Raw genomic sequence first — 17615 nt, 5'->3', positions numbered from 1 at the left:
TAGGGTCGTAAACGGCCGGCGTGGTTGTGTTCTTGGGAGGGACTGTTGATCGAACGCCGTGATAGCAACGTTTCTGTCTTGAGGTTGTCTCTTGTTCCAATAAGCGAGTTTGGATGTTACGCGACAGGAGTGCGATCCTCCAGTCTCTCGACGGCATTTCATGAGTTGTCATCATTGCTTCGAATTGATGAGGTCAAGCGAACTCACATCACTGCACAATTGCAGAGCAGTGTCATTCGGGATGTTATGGACGTCCGACTTCGTAAAGCCGACGCACTTCGTCTTCGTCGATGGGTTGCCCAAAGATAATCAGTTCGTCCATGCATCCATTCAAGTTCCGAATACTCGATCGAGGTTGTCGACTGGTTGGGGCACTCCAGTTGCCAATCGTCGCGTTTCCGATACTTAGCAACCCTGGTGGTGCTGATTTGAGAGGTTGACGGGTTGCTAATTCTCCATTGACGTAGTGAACAACACACGAGTTTTCGGCGTCGTAAACTGTCGCTAGATGCACCCACTGTCCAAGCCGGAAAAGATTGAAGATCGGCTCTGTCTTGTAGCTGTTCGATTGATCAACCGCGTGGCGGACTCCCAGGACGAGCGAACCACTTTGCCTGATCTGCCAGTGTGGTTGATTGACGCTGAAGCCATCTGCCAATACCAGTGAATTGAAGAGTCGATCGAGACCGTCAATTCGAATCCAGGTGGAATATGACAGGGACTCAAATTCTCCAGGAATCGTGATTCTGACTCGGTCCCCCGGCCGCTTAAATTGCAGGGATGCCTTTCCGGGCCATCGACCCTCAGCCCATTCACACCCAACAATTGCCCCCTCGACTGTCGAGCTGTCCGGACCATGCCCGACCAGCAGGCGGTCTGCGTGATCGTTTCTGTCGAAGGGAAAGTAAGCGATGACACGCGGGTCATTCGGAAGTGAATCGCGGAAATTCTGCCAGTTGCGGAGCCGTTCTCGCTGTCGCGCGTCTGTGAGTGTGCTCAACCGATCTGGGCTGACGAAGTCGGTGTCTCGGACGGAAATGGAGTTGGAAGTTCCGTCACTCTCAACAGCGAGCGCATCGCCGGCGTTCAGCTCTCGTAACGTTGCTTGATTGCGGTTTGATTCCGCGTCGTAGAGTTCGATCTTCCCGTCGAAGACGTGAACTTCAGCGGTCCCATTTTCCGGGACGTTCAAACCGAATTCGGTTCCCAGGTCGACCAGTTCGAAGGAAGGAGCGATCACCGAAAATCCACGAGCCGGTTTCGGAACGTGGGCACGAAGTCGCCCCTTTCGACAAATGACTTGAGACTCATCAAGGATTTCAATGTCCGCCGGTCCTTCAATGACGACGGTCGCACCACAATAGAATTCCAACTGGAGCAGACCCGATTCCCATGCCATTGAACCAGGAGGAATGGTTTCCCCAACTTCCCAGTGATCAGTCCCGGTTCCGGACAGCCCGGCGATTCGCGTGAGCACCGCAACTCCGCCATCGTCGAGATCTGCTGGATCGGTGCTAATTTCTCCATCAACGAGAAGCGAAGATTCTTTCAGCCCGAGAAGTCCTTCCTGCCGAGCAAGTACGGCAATAAGCACTAACGTCGCAGCCGTCGCGATGATCCAACCGGTCATCGATTTGAGTCGGGCCCAGTCGGCAAGATTCTTGGCTCCGCTGTGAGATTGGCTTCCCTGAAGTTGTCTACTCTCTTCATGAGCAGCGGACGCGACAACTTGATTGACGAAGTCCTCGCTATCCTCAGCAGCATGTGCCCGTACTTCCAGAGCAGACAAGAATCTCGCTTGGTCGCGCAACTCGTCTTCGTATTGCGATAGTCGATCGCTGATTCGAAGGTGATCGCGGAGTTGTTGCAATCGAGCAGAGTCATGAGAGATCAATTCGACCAACTCGGCGATCTCTGCATCGGTGAGATCGTCATCAAGAATCAGACTGAGAAGTTCTTCGAATCGGTTCTTCGACACGGCTCATCCCTCAACGACTCGGAATTCAATGCACTGCTTCAGCTGTTCACGAATTCGCATGAGCGCCTGCCGGACGGCAGTTGCCGTCATTCCCAAACTGTCGGCCAGATCCGGAGCCCTCCATCCATCCCCGTAGCGGCCAGCGACGATTTTGCGACTCTTCGGTGCGAGTTGTTCAACGCAGTCTCGAAGCGCAGACATTCGATATTGGTTCCAATCTTCAGCTTCTACGCTCGTCTCAGGTGCCCTGACAAGGACTTCAGATAGCTGTTGATGAAGGATTCGGTGCCGCCTTTTATCTTTTCGAAGTTCGTTTCTGACCAGATTTCGAGCGATCCCTCGAAGCCACTTCCCGAGGTCCCTCTGCGAATCGAAAGAATCAATTTCTCGCCAAGCAACGAGAAAAACTTCTTGAGCCAAATCGTCCACCCAGTCAGGAGCGACTCCCAACGTCCGCACAAACGAACGCAGCTGCTCGTGCTGTTCCACAACGAGTTGTGTGAATTCAGGTGAGATCGTCTGAGTCGATTTTGGCATATGGTTACCTTGTCACGAGCCCTGTCAGTGTGACGTACCAATCTCGATTTTCCCAACATCAGCTTCGCTGGAAAGACATTCAAGCAACACCGCGATTCCAATCAAGTTGCTCATTCCAAAATCACGAGTGAAGTCAGAGGCCCTTCCGATCGAAGTTTTAACGACTCGAACTAGAAGTCCCCCACTCAGCCAAAGAAGCGGTTGAGACCAGTGCAGAAGGAAGACGAAGCGATCTCGAAGCGGAAGAGGAGTACACTGCCCAAAACGAAACAACCCTCTCAAACGTCCTCCTAAAGACATCTGAGAGGGTTGTCTCATCAAGTACACCCGGAGGGATTCGAACCCCCAACCCCCGGTTCCGAAGACCGGTGCTCTATCCAATTGAGCTACGGATGCGTAGTGACCAGTCAGTGAGTGTTGCCATGTTTAGCGGGCAACGATTCACTCATTGGGACGAGAAAGAGTACACGATTTGCGAACAGAATCAACTCGAGATCAGTCGCTCATGCCGTGGATACTCAAACTTTTTCTACTCCATATGGGAGAAGCAATGTGATGAAGAGTCTAGCGGGTCGCTTTTGAAACGCAAATCTCGAAGTGCTTGAAAACCGGATGTTCTGAATTCCGAGGTGTAGATTGCGGATTATCGACTTGCGTGACGATCGGGAAGTGCTGTTGCTTGAGTGATGAGTGGTCCGCGAACGACACGAAATCCGACAACGTCGGTTCGCTTGGACTGAAGGGCGTCGCGGAAGACGAAAGTTGACATGCAGGCTTTGTATGTGTTTTGGGAGCTTCCTCCACGAAAAATGCGGTGAGAAGGATCGCTTCCACCCCAGCACCATTCGTGGACGTTTCCCGTCAGATCAAAAAATCCCCAGACGTTGCACAGCTTTGTCCCGCAAGGTTGAGTTGTGGGGCGTGAGTAAACTGCAAACTCCGGGAGCAGTTTGACACTCGTTCCGAAGAAAAAATCGGTCGTCGTATGAGTTCGGCAACAGTATTCCCACTCTGCATCGGTCGGCAGGCGGAATCCATCGATCCCATTGCGAAGAGTGACATTGTAATAGTGTGATGATCCGTCACCTGGAAGCGGATCGAGCTGTTCAATTTCATAGACTTCTTCGAACCCAAGCTTCCGACTCAACCAGTTGCAGTATTGAGCAGCATCTTCCAGACTAACCTGTTGCGCAGGATGTGTTTCGTCGATTGATCTTCCAAAGTTTCCGACGTCTCTCCAGTAAGGCAGTCGCGAGCTGGGATCGCTGTAGAGCGCGAAGTCTTTGAACTGTTTGACTGTAATCTCCTTCTCGGACATCCACAGATTGCCCATGCTTTGGAATGTTCCAGATTCCAGTTCTGCTGAACCAGCTGGAATATTCAGGAACGTCAGTTCCATCGGCGATTTCCACCAGCTTTGACCATCAATCGGAGTGGGTGAAGGATCGATCTCAGGAATTGGAAGTTCGAGTCGCTCGAGCGCCCATTTGCAAGCACTGTGAGGACCTGACTCTGGAGATGTGAGAAACCATTCAGAAAGAAGCTCTCCCCAGCTATCTCGAGTTGCGTCGGGAAGGTCCGGAATGCCTCCGACAATCGATGCGAATGCGGATCGCAAATCGGGAGACTCGACTTCGGTCAGCCAATCGGAGAGTCGGTCGATTCCTCCATTCCAGATGCGACATTCTTGAATGAACGCTGTTCGGGGTTCTGGGTTCCAGATTCCAGTTTCCGGGTCGGGATCGGTGCTGAGAAGCATTGATGCCAATGAATCATCACCCATGAGAAAAGAGACAATCGCGACGCGTGCGGCATCTCTCCAGCGTCGCTGCGAGATCAGATCATCTGCCGTTTCTTGAAGGATTTGAGATGCTTCGAGCGGTGAGCGTCCGAATGCTTTGGCAATCATACCTGCTTCAGAAGAAGGGGTTGCTTCGTCGAAAATTCCATCGATCAGATTGGAGAATTCGATCAGGCCATAAGGAGGTGAGAAGCCCCACTCGCGCAGAGCCCAGCCAGCAGCGATTTGCGTTTTCGAGTCGTTTCGCTGGCGGTACCACTCGTTCATGAGCGACTGCCAGATCGATTTGTCGCGAGGGTCGATTTCATCGATCGAGCCAACGGCGTAACAAAAGGCGGAACGTACATCAGGCGTGGAGCGGTCTTGCAGAATCCCTGCCAGATTCTCAAGATTTCCATGCCAGTGGATAAGTTCGTCAATGAATACCGTTCGGGGCTCGACGGTCGAATTACTTCGAATTGATGTCGAGGCAGAATCTGGTTCGGCTGTGAGGATTTTCGTTGTCAGGGTGAGGTCACGAAGATGTGTTCCGACGATGGCGAGCCGCGAGAAAGCGTCCCAGTTCTTGCTCTCCCACTCTTTGCTTGCTCGAACGTTGAGAGCAGCGTGGGCTTTCGATCTCGATTCTTCCAAAGCTGGGATGATATTGAAGGCTTCTTCCGGTGGAGTGTCGGGATTCGCGACAGCGTCGATGAGAACCTCAATCGGTGCTTGACCAATTTTCGCGAGAGCATAAGCAAGAGATAGTTGTTGCTGACCGAATGTGTGATCGAATTGCGACTCCAGTTCTTCAGCGACCAACGCCATGGGAAGGGAGTCGAGGGTGGCGAGGTTGGCCGGAATTTCGGACCCTCGAGACAGTGCCACGTTTTTGACTGCGTTCTGCGTTTCCGCGCGAATCAACTTCAGCGAGTTGGACTCTGCTCGATTCCACTGCCAGATGATTCCCGCAATACCCAAGACAGCGACGATCATTAGTGATGTCGCGACGGTTAGGCTTGACTGGTGCTTCCGGACAAACTTTCCGAGACGATAAACGGTGCTTGGAGGCCGTGCGTGAACAGGTTCATTGTTGAGGTAGCGAGAGAGATCGTCCTGGAGTTCTGCAGGGCTGGAATAGCGACGCGTTCGATCCTTTTCCAAAGCTTTGACGGCAATCCAGTCCAAGTCGCCTCGCAAAGAGGATTCAAGGCTTCGAAGCTCAGTCCCTCTCTTCGAAGAAATCATTGCTGCTGTATCTTCGCTATCCAACAGACGCTTGCTCGGTCGTTGTGGTTCTTCGTCCCGAATCGATGTCATCACCTGTTCGATCGCCAGGGTCTTGACTGACTCTCGCTTCACGGGAGTTGAACCGGTCAAGAGTTCATAGAGGACGACTCCCAGAGAGTAGACATCCGTTCGAGTGTCGATGTCGAGTTTTCCCATGCTGGCTTGTTCGGGACTCATGTATTGAAGAGTGCCGAGAACCTGACCACATGCGGTGTTGACGGTTTCTTCGCTAAGCCGGTCACTCTCATTGAGTGTTTTTGCGAGTCCGAAGTCAATGACCTTCACTCGCCGTTCGTTTTCATACTCTGTCACGAGCAAGTTGCTGGGCTTGATGTCCCGATGGATAATACCACGTGAGTGGGCGTGCTGAATCGCATCACAAGCTTGTTGAATCAAGTCGATTCGCTCTGCAAGCGTAAGGCGAAAGTTGTCGCAATAGTCAGTGATAGGAATTCCGTGGACGAATTCCATCACGACATATGGCAAACCTGATTCCGTCGAACCAGCTTCGTAAACAGTGGCGATGTTGACATGATCCATGAGCGCCATGGCTTGCCGTTCCGACTGGAAGCGAGCCTGGACTCCTCGGGACTCCAGTCCCTGTCGAATGACTTTCAACGCGACTTGTCGCCGGACCGGTTCAAGTTGCTCAGCCAAATAGACGGTTCCCATCCCGCCCTGGCCGATTTCTCTCACGATTCGATAGGGGCCGATCGATCGAGTTGCGTGGATCGACTTCTTGCTGTGAGGGATCGGCTTGGTCGAAGATGAAGAGTCGGATTGAGTCTTGTTGGGCTCTTCCACAAACAGCGAATGAATCGTATTGATGTCATTCGGAAACTCTTTGAGCATTTCGTCGAGGCTCACCTTCTCTCCGTCATTTTGAAGGGCAGCCTGCTTCAGGCGTACCAACTCGGAGATGGTTTTCTCGCGCTCAGGGGCGCTCATTTCTTCGGGCAAATACTCGGACAAACGACGACTTTTCCCAGCTTGAATGTCGAGTTCAAATTGAGTGACGATCGAGGCCAATTTGTCGTCAAGTTTCGGTCTTTCCGATGTCGTCGAGTCGTCCGTCGGGAACACGACGGTTTGCTCGGAAGCGAGGGACTGGATTTCGAGAAGCTTTTGCCGAATTTCGTCTCGATCCTGCTCCGGAACTGTCTCGACGTACGCATCAATGCTCGGAGTGTTGCCCGCGCGGATTTCTTCCTCGAAGCGCGCGTACAAATCACTGATGTCGTCTGACCGGTGCATCCTCTACTGACCCTTAACAACCCGCATCTTCAACGAAAGACCTAAACGGCTGACGAAAAGGGTCTTCCACATCATGAATTTACGAGATCGCCATCGAGATGTCACGCATTTAATGAGAGCAGAAGGCGATTCTCATCTCTGCGTGTGACGATAAGAGCCTGCAATCTCATCGACAATTCCGGATGAGACAGCCCGAAAAACCTTCTCGCTGTCATCTTGCAGGGTGACAGGGCAATTTCAAGCAAATTTGATTGTCGACAGCACAAACTCGTCACAAATGCCGGAAACGCGATTCGCTCAAAGTGGACATTCGGGCAGGCGATTTCGCTTCGGTTGGAAGTCCGTTCACTTTTTCGGCTTCTTGGGCCGATCTTTCGGCCACGGCAAGACGTTGGCCTCCTCAGCCCAATTTGTCCAGCGGGCGATCATAGAATCGACGCGTTCTGGGTGCTCAGATCGCAGGTCGTTAGTTTCGGTGCGTTCTTCGGAAAGGTTGTAGAGTTCCCAGCTTTCTGGGGAATGTGCATTCAGCGTGACGAGTTTCCAGTCTCCATCTCGCATGGCAGCGTGGGCTTCGTGTTCCCAGAAAAGCGTCCTATCTTGAACCTGTTGTGGTTGAAGAAACGCTGGCACCAGGCTCTTTCCCGCCGATTGTTTAATTTGGTGGCCGTTGAATTCTTCCGGATAAGCGGCGTCAGCGACGTCGAGGCAAGTTGCGAGGATGTCAATGACGTGGCCGGGTTGGTGAGTCAGGCCACCGGGTGTTTCGATTCGTTGAGGCCAGTGAGCGATCAGTGGAGTTGCGATTCCTCCCTCGTGAACCCAGCGTTTGTGCATCCGGAAGGGAGTGTTTGAGGCATTCGACCAAGCTTCCCCCATGCTGCTGGATCGTCCCGATTCATTTCTCCAGTCGGCGAAATTCTCTTTGGAGTTCTCATTCCATTTGTATCCGAACATCCCACCTTCAGCGCAGCAGCCGTTGTCTGAGAGAAAGAAGATCAGCGTGTGATCGAGTTGTTCCGATTCACGAAGTGTCTGAATGATGCGACCGATGTTCTCGTCCATTCTCTCGATCTGTGCAGCATAGATCTCTCTGCGAAACGCTAACTCCTGCTGATCGTCAGGAGTCAATTCGGACCATTCCGGACAACCAGAGGGAGAGAGTTGAGTTCCATTCTGTACGATGCCCATCTCCTTCATTTTCTGGAGTTTTTGAGCACGTAAAACGTCCCAACCTCCTTCGTAACGCCCCTGGCAGCGGTCGATGTTTTCTTGAGGTGCTTCGAGAGGCCAGTGCGGAGAGTTATAGGCTGTATAAAGAAAGAAAGGTCGCTCGTCAGACTGTGACTCTTTTAGAAACTTAATCGACCAGTCGGTGAAGACGTCGGTGGTGTACCATTCTTGTTCCGGATGGAGCGTGTTGGGAGGATTAACAGTTGGGGCGATCGCCAGTTGATCGTTGTAATAAACGGGGCAACCTGGCAAGACTTTGAAGTAACTGTCGACATGGATGTGGATTCCATAAAAGTGCTGGAAGCCACGGTCAGTTGGCCATTGACCTTGTTGATGACCAACATGCCACTTCCCGGCCATCATGGTTCGGTAACCCGAACTTCCGAGTGCCTCAGCGATCGTCACACAGTTCTTGTTGAGGTATGGGTGATAACCAACTCCTCGATCGGAGTAAACCATGTGTCCGACACCCGATGCGTGCGGGTATAGACCAGTCATTAACGAAGCTCGCGTCGGACAACATCTCCCCGTGTTGTAAAACTGTGTGAAACGTAAGCCACCCTCAGCGAGCGAATCGATGTTCGGAGTCTGGATCTCTCCGCCATAGCAACCGATGTCTGAGAAGCCCATGTCATCGGCCATGATCAGGACGATATTTGGGCGATCGTCGTCTGCGAAAATCTGTCCGGAAATCAGGATCGTCAGAACAACAATACAAAGGGGCTTCATCGTGAGAGTCCTCAACGTCTGTCGTCGTTAATTAAGAATGTTTTTGAATTCGGTGTGCACTGACTCGAAGGAGCTAACTCAGCTTTCTGTGAAGTGAGATCGCTTCCGTGAGTGCCATCGGCAGAACGGTCTCTATTCTTCGAGTTGAAACTGCTGGGCTTCGTCTGGACCGGGAGTGGAGTATCCGGGGGCTTCAGCGCGAATGGAGACCTCTCCGTTGTCACGGATTTGAACATCAAGCGGAACGAGTGTCACGCCTTGTTCATTGATCGTTTGAGCTGTCCGTCCGAGGTCCTTGGTTTCGATTCCCTCGGCGGACAATGGAGGCTGATTCGCGTTGAAGAATGCTGTGCACCACCAGCGTCCCTGATGGTCCTGGAACGGGGTTCCATGGCCGAGAAAACGGCCGACGAATTGACGTTCGCTGTAGGGTCCTTCGATCTTGTCCGCAGTCGCATAATAAAGGTTGTAGCTGCCGTGTCGCATCTCGCCGGTCGACCAGCCTGTTCCGAACAGAACGTACTTGTCGCCGATCTTGTGAAGCAGGCAACCTTCGTGGCCCATTTTGCTCGTTTCGCCACTCGGGCCGATCTTGATGGGTTCCTTTTGAAAGCCGCTCCAGTCGGGTTTGATCGGAGCGATAGACGTTGCTCCCCAGATCATCCACCACGTTTCATCGTCATCTTGAAAGAGAGACGGATCGTGACGTTTGCGAATGGAAACGCCCATCGGATTATCCCAAGGGCCATTCACCTCAGCCCCTTGAGAGAGTGAAAGATTGGCACCTGCGACGGGCGAGGGACTCGTATGGATGAGTGCCCAACGGTCGCCGATCCAATGAAGCTCCGGTGCCCAAAGCCGCCATTCTGACTCAGGAGTGTTTTGGAATTTCTTAGGTTGTTTTCGAAACCAGATGCCTGACTTCAATGTAAACGGAGTTCCAAGAGACTCCCAGTCGATGAGATCACGGCTTCGCCAGACTTGTGCTTGCCAGCCGACCAGCGATAAGTCTCCGAGACCAGTGTTGTACGGATCGAGATGCTGGCGCGGGTCGTCGGGAAGTGGAGTCGTCCCGGTGAGGTAATAGTTGCCATCCGGTCCGAGTGTGATAAACGGATCGCGAATCCATCCCTGTTTGACAAAGACAGCTTCCTCATGGTCTTTCAGTTTCGATTCGAGGACGTCCCTCTCTGGCACTTCTTTGATTTTGGGAGGTTGGCTTTGTTGAGTCGGAGGCTGACGAGTCAATGATTGAATGACTCTCACTTCAGCGGGAGAGTAAGGAGTTCCATCGGCACGAAAGACATCGTGATGCCAAGGTTTCGGCTCTTGTGTATATGGATTGCTCCATGAGTCCCAGGGGTAAATCGTTTGTGACTTACCATCGACAAGTCCCCAGTTGTATGCTCCGACGCGATTTTCGTGGAAGATCGGAAGGATGGCTTCAAATGTGGATGCATTTCCGCGAGCCATATACTCAGTACACAAGACTGGGCGGCCGAGTTTTAATAGTCCTTGTGTTAACTCTTTCGCCACCTTTGGTCCTGAATAAGTGTGGAATGAGATGACGTCGGATGCCTCAATGGAAAAGCGTTGAATTGAACTTGGTGATGCGAGGTAATTGCCAGCCCAGACTCCACAGGTAAGTGGCTGTGATGGATTCACCTCTCGAGCCCACTCGAAGGTCTTCCTCAGAAGTTCTTCTGCTCGTTTTGCCTTTTCTTCTGGCGGCAGTTCCTCCTTTGTTCCGTTCACACCATAAGAGTTTGCAACATCGTTGTCGGGTTCGTTAAAGAGGTCCCAAAGAAGAATGCGGGAGTCGTCTTTGTATCTTCGGATCACTGCTTGAACGTACGGTTTCAAGCTGTCTTGCTTGGTCGAGTCTTCAAGAAGTTTGCGTCCCGGCGATTGAACCCATCCGGAATTGTGAAGTCCGGGAGTGGGCTCAGGCTGCTTGCCGAGTTCTGGGTACGGATGCCAGACGCCATCGAAGATGACCATCATCGTGCTGATGCCGTGTGAGTCCGCGATCTCAAGATACTTGTCGACGCGTTGAAAGAATCCTTCAGGATCGGCTTTCCATGCGAGGTCATGCAGAAAGACTCGCATTGAGTTCATTCCGATCGCAGCAGCCCAGCCGAGTTCTCGATTGATTGTTTCGGGATCGAATGTGTCGGCTTGCCACATTTCGAGCTGATTGATTGCGGTCGAGGGGACGAAGTTTGCGCCGACTGGCCACGCAACGGTGTCGTACCACTGATTGGCTCGCTGGGCACTCCACCGTCCGGGTTGGTCGGAGAAGTCAGCGATCTTCGGAGCAGCAGTTGGTTGGCCAAATCCGAGGTTTGCCCAGAGCAGGAGGAAAGCCATTGAGAGCGCGAAATTCTTCATGAGAGAAGTCTCATCGTCATGGGGCAGTATGGAAAAATCTGGATGCGGGAGGAAAGGTCTCCCGATACAGTGCAGCGATCCGTGGAAGCTCTTCGCCGCCACAATTCTGACCGATGGACTGAATCAATCGGCGCAGGTCACAACGTCGGTTGTTGGGCTCGTGGTCTCTTCGAAGAGTCGATGCAACGGTCAACGAACGAGACAACACAGTAGATCGCTGTCTGTTGATTTGTGACCGATCGAAGCTCAAATGTCGAACGGTTTCGCTGAGAATTCGACATAAGTGGTAGCAAGAACGCCGATTCCAACCGGTCTTCGGCAAAGCACTTCAGAGGCTCTGAATTTCTTCGTCACTGCTCGTTGATTCGGTGACGAACTACGTTCTGACTGAGCCAGTCAGCCAACCGGCGAGACTGCCGCCTAAGATGATGGGCGCCCAGGCAGCTTGTTCGGCTGGAACAATTCCGGATTGCCCAAGAAAACTGCTTCCAATCGAGATGCCGTAAATCATCGCCAACACAATTACGCAAGTGGCGATATTTGTCACCTGCTGCATTGTGCTCATCCGGTCTTTTCGCACGATCAGAGGAATGACGATGTAGAGGCCGACAAGCGTCAGAAGCGGTTGCGTGATTCGAGAATGAAGATGCATCAGAATTCCGCGTCGCGAAATATCACTTCCATACGGTTCGTGCAGAAATCTGAGCAGTTGGGGAGTCCCCATCAACCGGTAGTTGGAGGTCTTGCGGCTCATCTGGCTGAAGCTGAGATGAGTATTGATGAACACATCCGTTCCGTTCGTTTGAGGAACGATGTTCTGACGACCCAATTCCGTCAGCGGGAATTCCTGGAAAGGAACTGACGTCTGTTTGAGGAGCCAGCCTCCCGGTCGTTGCGTCCCGTCTTCGTCGGATTGTGGAGGGAGATAAACAGCGTCCTCCGCTTCCAACGTGAAATAGTCGGTCGTCAACAATGGCGGTTGAATACGAAACTGAGGCTTGTGAAGCCGCTTCTCTTCCGGATAGACACCTTCGCCTGTCAGAAACATTTGCCACCGCAAGTCGAACTGCGGGTCAACGTTTTGCGCATCTTCGGCAGACTGCCCATGCTTTCTTTGAAGCTTCGGAGCGATGGCTGGCAGGACGAGTTCCTGGTTGGCCAGCAATGCACCACTGATCGCCAGAACGCCGACAGCAAGCGGAAGCGTCAGCCGATAGGTCGGGATGCCAGCTGCGAGAACCGGATGAATTTCACCGGATTTGAGCAGCAGTGCGAGTGTCGAAACCGCGGAAATCACAACGATCGAGGGACCAGCGAGATCGATGACCATTAGCGAGTGGTAGAAGTAGTGATGCGCCATCAAATTGAGGAGCATCAACGACGTTCCGTTCGCTTGTTCGACACTTTCCTGAAACGAATCGAGATTCGTGAATCCATCGATCACCGCAAAGAGTCCGATCGATGCGATCAGAAACACTGCAATAATATGGAAGTAGCGAAATAGTAAGTATCGGTCGTAGGTTGTCACGATTTCGGACCAGTCGGGCAGAACGGTTCGCCGGATTAGAGATCAAAATCGCGAAGAAGGTCAAGATGATCTCGTGGGGCTGCTGACTCCTGCTCGCTCTTTCGCAGTGCGACTGGAGCGAAACTGGTCATCCGATCAAAAAGTCCACATTGACCCAATTTCTGCAAACGCCGTAAACTTTGAAACGATCACCCGTTTCAACATCAAGCGATGACAATGAGCCCATCCGCGAGGGACAATTCGCCATCACAACTTACGGACTGGCTGCGCGTTCAACTGCGCTGGGTCACCGTCCCGAGTTGGCTGATTTCCGGCTTGTTCCATATCGCCCTGGCGGCGCTGATTGTGTTCCTCACACAGCTACCAAGTTGTCGGGGAGATCTTTCCGGCGACGATGGCGAGTCTTTTCGTGATGTTGGCATTCATGTGCGGCCAGCGAAGAATGAAGCTGACTCCGACTCAGAAACAGAACTCGATGAGACTTCAGAGTCTTCGGATCTGGTTTACGAAAACCCGTTGAAGTTCGAAGAGCCGCTGCTGGACACCACTCCTCCGGTGGAGTTGCAACTTCCATCGATCGACATTCCCAATCCTGTCATCGGGGCTGGGAGTGTTCCGGTTCCATCGAGTGTTCCCACTCAAGAGCTTGTGAAGCCGAATTTGAGAAACGATTCGCCAAGTTCGTCCAATCCCTCAGGAGGCGATGTCGCCGGTGGCACATCGTTCATGGGAATTCGCGATGTCGGCAAGAGTTTCGTGTTTGTGATCGACCGTTCTTACAGCATGGACAACGACGGAGCACTCGCTGCGGCGAAGTCAGAGTTGCTGGCGAGTCTGTCTCAACTCGACGAGAATCAGCAGTTTCAGATTATTTTCTACAGCAACGAAGCAGAAGTGCTCCGACCTCGTGATGACCGATTTGATATGTTCTGGGGGACCGATGCCCAGCGGATGCAAGTCAGTGGCCGGTTGAAATCGATCTTCGCCAGTGGAGGGACAGACCACCTGCCAGCCTTGAGTCGAGCACTCAACTTTCGACCGGATGTCATCTATTTGTTGACAGACGGAGCGGCTGAGTCAGCGCTCGATTCCTCCGACATGAACGAGATCAAACGTCTCAATCGTAGCGGGACCCGAATTAACTGCATCGAGTTTGGTCGATCATCGGAGCCAGCGATCAAAGGCGAAGCAAATTTTCTGTGGCAAATCGCTCACAGAAACCAAGGCAAGTATGTGTATGTGAACGTCAATCGTTCCAGACTGTGACAACTGATTTTAGCCTCGCGATCAAAACGGAATCGATCGCTGAATTGTTATTCAAGACATTGTTCGTGACAGCGAGCAAGATAGTGGGAATCTGATGCAGGAGACGAATTCCGAAGTGATGTCACACAAGTCGCGATGGATCTGGTTCTCAATATTGACGGTCGTCATTGTTGCGATCGATCAGTGGAGCAAGGTCTATGCGATCGAAAACTGGAAAGGACTTCCGCCCCGGACATTCTTCAACGATCTGTTTCGCATTCAATATGCAGAAAATCCGGGAGCCTTTCTCAGCCTGTTCGCGGGCTTTTCACCAGAGTTAAGGTTCTGGTTGTTGATCGTGATGACCGGAGCGATGATGTTCGGCATGACAGTTTATCTGCTGTTCAGTCGAACCGTCAGTAAGTTGGTCTTCTTTGCTTTCACACTCGTCGTCGCTGGAGGAGTGAGCAACATGATCGACCGAATTCGCTTCGAGTGCGTGATCGACTATTTCAATTTGGGAATTGGATCGGTGCGCACAGGGATCTTTAACATCGCTGACATGGCGATCTCGGCAGGATTCTTGTTGATGCTGCCACTGATTTTGTTTGGTGAGAAATCGTCTCCTTCCAAGGAGCCAACAGAATCCTCTTCGGATGCGACCGCGACAGGATCGACAGCCTCGTGACATCACTTAACGTCAGATCTGTCCTGCACTCGAAACATTGCTATCTGGTGGCAATCGTTTCGGCTTGGGTCAGCTCGTCGACTCTGCTCGCGCAGGACCGTGTCACCTATCTGCCTGACGGGGCTGCCGCTCCGTTTACTCTCGTCGGAGAAGTTCTCGATTCCACTGGTGAAGAGCTGCGGATGCGTCCGTCTGGAGGACTACCACAATCCATCCCGGCGGACAGCGTCGTTGAGATTGAAACGCATTACGATCCTTCCCATTTGAAGGGGATCGAATTCTTTCAGAACGATCAAATTCAGGACGCTGAAACAGCATTTCGCGAAGCACTCAAACGGGAACCGCGAGAGTGGGTCGATCGAGAACTGCTCTCGTGGTTGACTCGTTGCTATTTAAGAGAAGGTCAACTGACGGCAGCTTTGCAAACGTTTCGAGAACTCGTTAGTTCAGATCCGCTCACTCGTCACTGGGGGTTGGCTCCGTTGGAGTGGTCATCGCGACAGGTTTCCGCATCGCTTAGGCAGGCAGCGAAACCGCTCGTTGTCGAGAGTCGAGCGACTGACCGATTGCTCGGCTCCAGCCTGCTGTTGTTTGATCCTATTGCGGGACCTGCTGCTCGAGCGGAACTCAATGATTTGGCACGCAACACGAACCCGAGGATTTCGAGACTGGCACGTGCTCAGCTGTGGCGATTAACGGTTTCGAACGGCGATGTCACACAGAATCGGTTGATCAATTGGCAGAATGATATCGACGCACTCCCGGCTGGATTGCGGGCTGGTCCACAGTATCTGCTGGCCAGAGGATATGTGCAAATTGGATTGCCCCGACTGGCAGCGGCAGAGTATCTGAAGCTGACGATTTTGTATTCTGAGCATGAAGTCCTCACTGCGTCTGCCACGCTGGAAGCAGCGCGACTGATTGGTGAGACGGGATTGACTCAGGAGGCAGATCTGTTGTACCGCGAACTTCTGGCCCGCTTCCCAAGGTCAGAAGCAGCGAAACTTGCGAAAAATCAGATGCTGACCAATTAACTTATTTCAGCTCACTTAATACAGCGAAGCACATTCCTCACGGATTGAGAAAATGGCACAGACTTGTATGAGACAGTTCACGATCTGGGTGACGGGCTTCCTGTTCCTTCTGATTTGTCAACCTGCGTTCGGTGCTGAGGGAGGAATCTTTCAGGACGGTCAAGTGAACCCCAAAGGGCTCCTTCAAGCTGGGGGAATTATTGGCTATGTGATCATCGCGTTGAGCGTCGCGACGGTCGCATTGATCATCGAGCACCTGTTGAGCATTCGAAAAGGCTCGCTCATGCCCCGCTCGCTCGCTGAGAAGCTTCAGCAGTTGATTTCAAGCGGTCAGTATCAGCAAGCGGACGCGCTTTGTCGTGAGCGTCCCACTTTTCTGTCGTACGTCGTTTCATCGGGAATTCAGGAGGCCAACTTTGGATACTCGGCCGTTGAAAAGGCGATGGAAGATGCTTGCGTAGAACAATCTGCTCGATTGAACCGTAAGATCGAATACCTGTCCGTGATCGGCGCACTGGCTCCGATGCTCGGGCTGATGGGAACCGTCTGGGGCATGATTCAAGCATTCGCCGAATTTACGGAGAAGGCGAATCCGATGCCCGCCGACTTCGCACCTGCCATTTCGGAAGCACTGGTGACGACTCTGTTCGGTCTGTGTGTCGCCGTTCCAGCTCTCGCAGCATATGCCTGGTTTCGAAACCGGATCGATGAATACGTCGCTGAAGCAACACTGCTGAGCGAACATCTCATCGCGCCGCTTCGCAGAACTCTCATGGACAAACGAAAACCCACTCGGGCAGCGGCCGCCCCTCAGCCGACTCGAGGTTGATCATGCGGGTGCCCACGCGAAACCGTGAGCGGGGAGTGCAGTTCAACATCACTCCGCTCATCGATGTCGTCTTTCTGCTGGTGATCTTTTTTCTGGTCGCTTCCCATTTCGCCCGGTCTGAACCGTCGGAAGTGGTCAGTCTACCGTCAGCCCAAGAAGTCGGAGACGACGATGTCGCCAGGCGACTGGTGGTGACTGTCACTCAGGACGGTCGATATCTCGTCAAAGCCAACGAAGTCGATGTAGATCAGATTGAAGAAATGATTCGAGATGGAGCCGGTTCCGATCCGGAGACATACGCCGTTCGAATTCGCGGCGATGAGCAGACCCCCTATTCCGCGATCGAACCGATCATGTTGATCTGTCCACGATACGGAGTCACAAGATTTGGATTTCACGTGCTTCAGGAATAACACATGAGCCCAGGAATCGTGAACTCGACTCGAGTTTTCACGCGGTGAACTTGATCAGCGAGCATTTGAATCAATGGGTTCTGAACACTTCGACAAGGAATTGACAGCTATCAAATGAGAGTTCCACAGAGACACAAAAAGGATCACGAATTCGGAGCAATGACTCCGATGATCGACATTGTGTTTCTGTTGCTCATTTTCTTTGTGGTAACCGCTTCGAGTCAGGTGCAGGAAGAAATTCTGCCCACGAATCTTCAGGCTCAAGGGTCCGTCGAATCACTGGTCGATCCAGTCGAAGAGCCAACGCTTGAGGTCGAAATCTGGTTGAAGCTTTCTGTGGATGACGCAGACTCAACGACCGTCGTCGATATGAACGGCACCCTCTATCGCGATCTGGAAGTTCTCAAAGACCAGCTGAGAACGCTTGCCGAGCTGGGACCGGAGAATCCCGTCATTCTGGACATTGCTGGCGATGTTCCGCTGGGTGATGTGGTTGACATCTACGACACCAGTCAGGCAGCTGGTTTCGAGTCGGTCAACTTCGCCGTCGATGCTCCGAATTCCAATTGATTCAAATTGCCGATCATCGGTACTCTTTCAGTCGAATCTCCGTAAATTCTGATAGTCATTTCGAAGTCAGCGAGGGGAGTTCGCTTCACTGAATTTTCGACGCGATGGATCGCGTT

The 17615-nt window shown here is 52.4% G+C and carries 12 protein-coding genes and 1 tRNA gene; 6 read left to right on the top strand and 7 right to left on the bottom strand.

All coding sequences use genetic code 11. The features are described from left to right. Positions 1-244: 244 nt before the first annotated feature. From AB1L42_RS17715 to AB1L42_RS17685, 7 genes are all read right to left on the bottom strand, one after another. A complete protein-coding gene (locus tag AB1L42_RS17715; protein WP_367058949.1) occupies positions 245-1978 on the bottom strand; it encodes a LamG-like jellyroll fold domain-containing protein in 1734 nt (577 codons plus the stop codon). A gap of 3 nt (positions 1979-1981) precedes the next feature. Further along, positions 1982-2515, bottom strand: coding sequence for a sigma-70 family RNA polymerase sigma factor (locus tag AB1L42_RS17710; protein ID WP_367058946.1), 534 nt, complete (start codon positions 2513-2515; stop codon positions 1982-1984). A gap of 322 nt (positions 2516-2837) precedes the next feature. Beyond that, positions 2838-2911: transfer RNA gene (locus AB1L42_RS17705), tRNA-Arg, on the bottom strand. Between the two features lie 247 nt (positions 2912-3158). Continuing rightward, positions 3159-6839: a bifunctional serine/threonine-protein kinase/formylglycine-generating enzyme family protein gene (locus AB1L42_RS17700; protein WP_367058943.1), complete on the bottom strand. Its 3681-nt coding sequence runs from the start codon at positions 6837-6839 to the stop codon at positions 3159-3161. Positions 6840-7184: 345 nt separating this feature from the next. Further along, entirely contained in the window at positions 7185-8801 is a 1617-nt protein-coding gene (locus tag AB1L42_RS17695; RefSeq protein WP_367058940.1) for an arylsulfatase, read from the bottom strand. 132 nt (positions 8802-8933) lie between these two features. Further along, the gene (locus AB1L42_RS17690) at positions 8934-11192 is read right to left on the bottom strand and encodes a family 43 glycosylhydrolase (protein ID WP_367058937.1); all 2259 of its coding nucleotides are present in this window, start codon (positions 11190-11192) and stop codon (positions 8934-8936) included. Positions 11193-11568: 376 nt separating this feature from the next. After that, on the bottom strand, positions 11569-12720 hold the full coding sequence (locus AB1L42_RS17685; RefSeq protein ID WP_367058934.1) for an LptF/LptG family permease: 1152 nt from the start codon (positions 12718-12720) through the stop codon (positions 11569-11571). Between the two features lie 216 nt (positions 12721-12936). On the opposite strand from AB1L42_RS17685, the gene AB1L42_RS17680 reads away from it, so the two are divergent. The 6 genes from AB1L42_RS17680 to AB1L42_RS17655 all read left to right on the top strand — a co-directional run bounded on the left by AB1L42_RS17680 (position 12937) and on the right by AB1L42_RS17655 (position 17499). Beyond that, positions 12937-13986 (top strand): VWA domain-containing protein, encoded by a 1050-nt coding sequence (locus AB1L42_RS17680; RefSeq protein WP_367058931.1) that lies wholly within the window; start codon positions 12937-12939, stop codon positions 13984-13986. Between the two features lie 94 nt (positions 13987-14080). Further along, the gene (gene lspA / locus AB1L42_RS17675; protein ID WP_367058928.1) at positions 14081-14653 is read left to right on the top strand and encodes a signal peptidase II; all 573 of its coding nucleotides are present in this window, start codon (positions 14081-14083) and stop codon (positions 14651-14653) included. Continuing rightward, the gene (locus tag AB1L42_RS17670; protein ID WP_367058925.1) at positions 14650-15687 is read left to right on the top strand and encodes a tetratricopeptide repeat protein; all 1038 of its coding nucleotides are present in this window, start codon (positions 14650-14652) and stop codon (positions 15685-15687) included. The genes lspA and AB1L42_RS17670 overlap by 4 nt, the downstream gene beginning before the upstream one ends. 52 nt (positions 15688-15739) lie before the next feature. Then, the gene (locus AB1L42_RS17665) at positions 15740-16516 is read left to right on the top strand and encodes a MotA/TolQ/ExbB proton channel family protein (RefSeq protein WP_367058922.1); all 777 of its coding nucleotides are present in this window, start codon (positions 15740-15742) and stop codon (positions 16514-16516) included. Positions 16517-16518: 2 nt separating this feature from the next. Continuing rightward, a complete protein-coding gene (locus AB1L42_RS17660) occupies positions 16519-16929 on the top strand; it encodes a biopolymer transporter ExbD (protein ID WP_367058919.1) in 411 nt (136 codons plus the stop codon). Between the two features lie 114 nt (positions 16930-17043). After that, positions 17044-17499 (top strand): biopolymer transporter ExbD, encoded by a 456-nt coding sequence (locus tag AB1L42_RS17655; RefSeq protein WP_367058916.1) that lies wholly within the window; start codon positions 17044-17046, stop codon positions 17497-17499. The last annotated feature ends 116 nt before the right edge of the window (positions 17500-17615 follow it).

The sequence above is a fragment of the Thalassoglobus sp. JC818 genome (genome assembly GCF_040717535.1).
Lineage (GTDB): Bacteria > Planctomycetota > Planctomycetia > Planctomycetales > Planctomycetaceae > Thalassoglobus.
This window is presented reverse-complemented; position numbering and strand designations above follow the sequence as displayed.

Coding starts and splice junctions, on each gene's coding strand:
- AB1L42_RS17665 (WP_367058922.1), top strand. CDS start 15,740: ATGGCACAGACTTGTATGAGACAGTTCACGATCTGGGTGACGGGCTTC.
- AB1L42_RS17690 (WP_367058937.1), bottom strand. CDS start 11,192: ATGAAGAATTTCGCGCTCTCAATGGCTTTCCTCCTGCTCTGGGCAAAC.
- AB1L42_RS17700 (WP_367058943.1), bottom strand. CDS start 6,839: ATGCACCGGTCAGACGACATCAGTGATTTGTACGCGCGCTTCGAGGAA.
- AB1L42_RS17695 (WP_367058940.1), bottom strand. CDS start 8,801: ATGAAGCCCCTTTGTATTGTTGTTCTGACGATCCTGATTTCCGGACAG.
- AB1L42_RS17655 (WP_367058916.1), top strand. CDS start 17,044: ATGAGAGTTCCACAGAGACACAAAAAGGATCACGAATTCGGAGCAATG.
- lspA (WP_367058928.1), top strand. CDS start 14,081: ATGCAGGAGACGAATTCCGAAGTGATGTCACACAAGTCGCGATGGATC.
- AB1L42_RS17660 (WP_367058919.1), top strand. CDS start 16,519: ATGCGGGTGCCCACGCGAAACCGTGAGCGGGGAGTGCAGTTCAACATC.
- AB1L42_RS17710 (WP_367058946.1), bottom strand. CDS start 2,515: ATGCCAAAATCGACTCAGACGATCTCACCTGAATTCACACAACTCGTT.
- AB1L42_RS17680 (WP_367058931.1), top strand. CDS start 12,937: ATGAGCCCATCCGCGAGGGACAATTCGCCATCACAACTTACGGACTGG.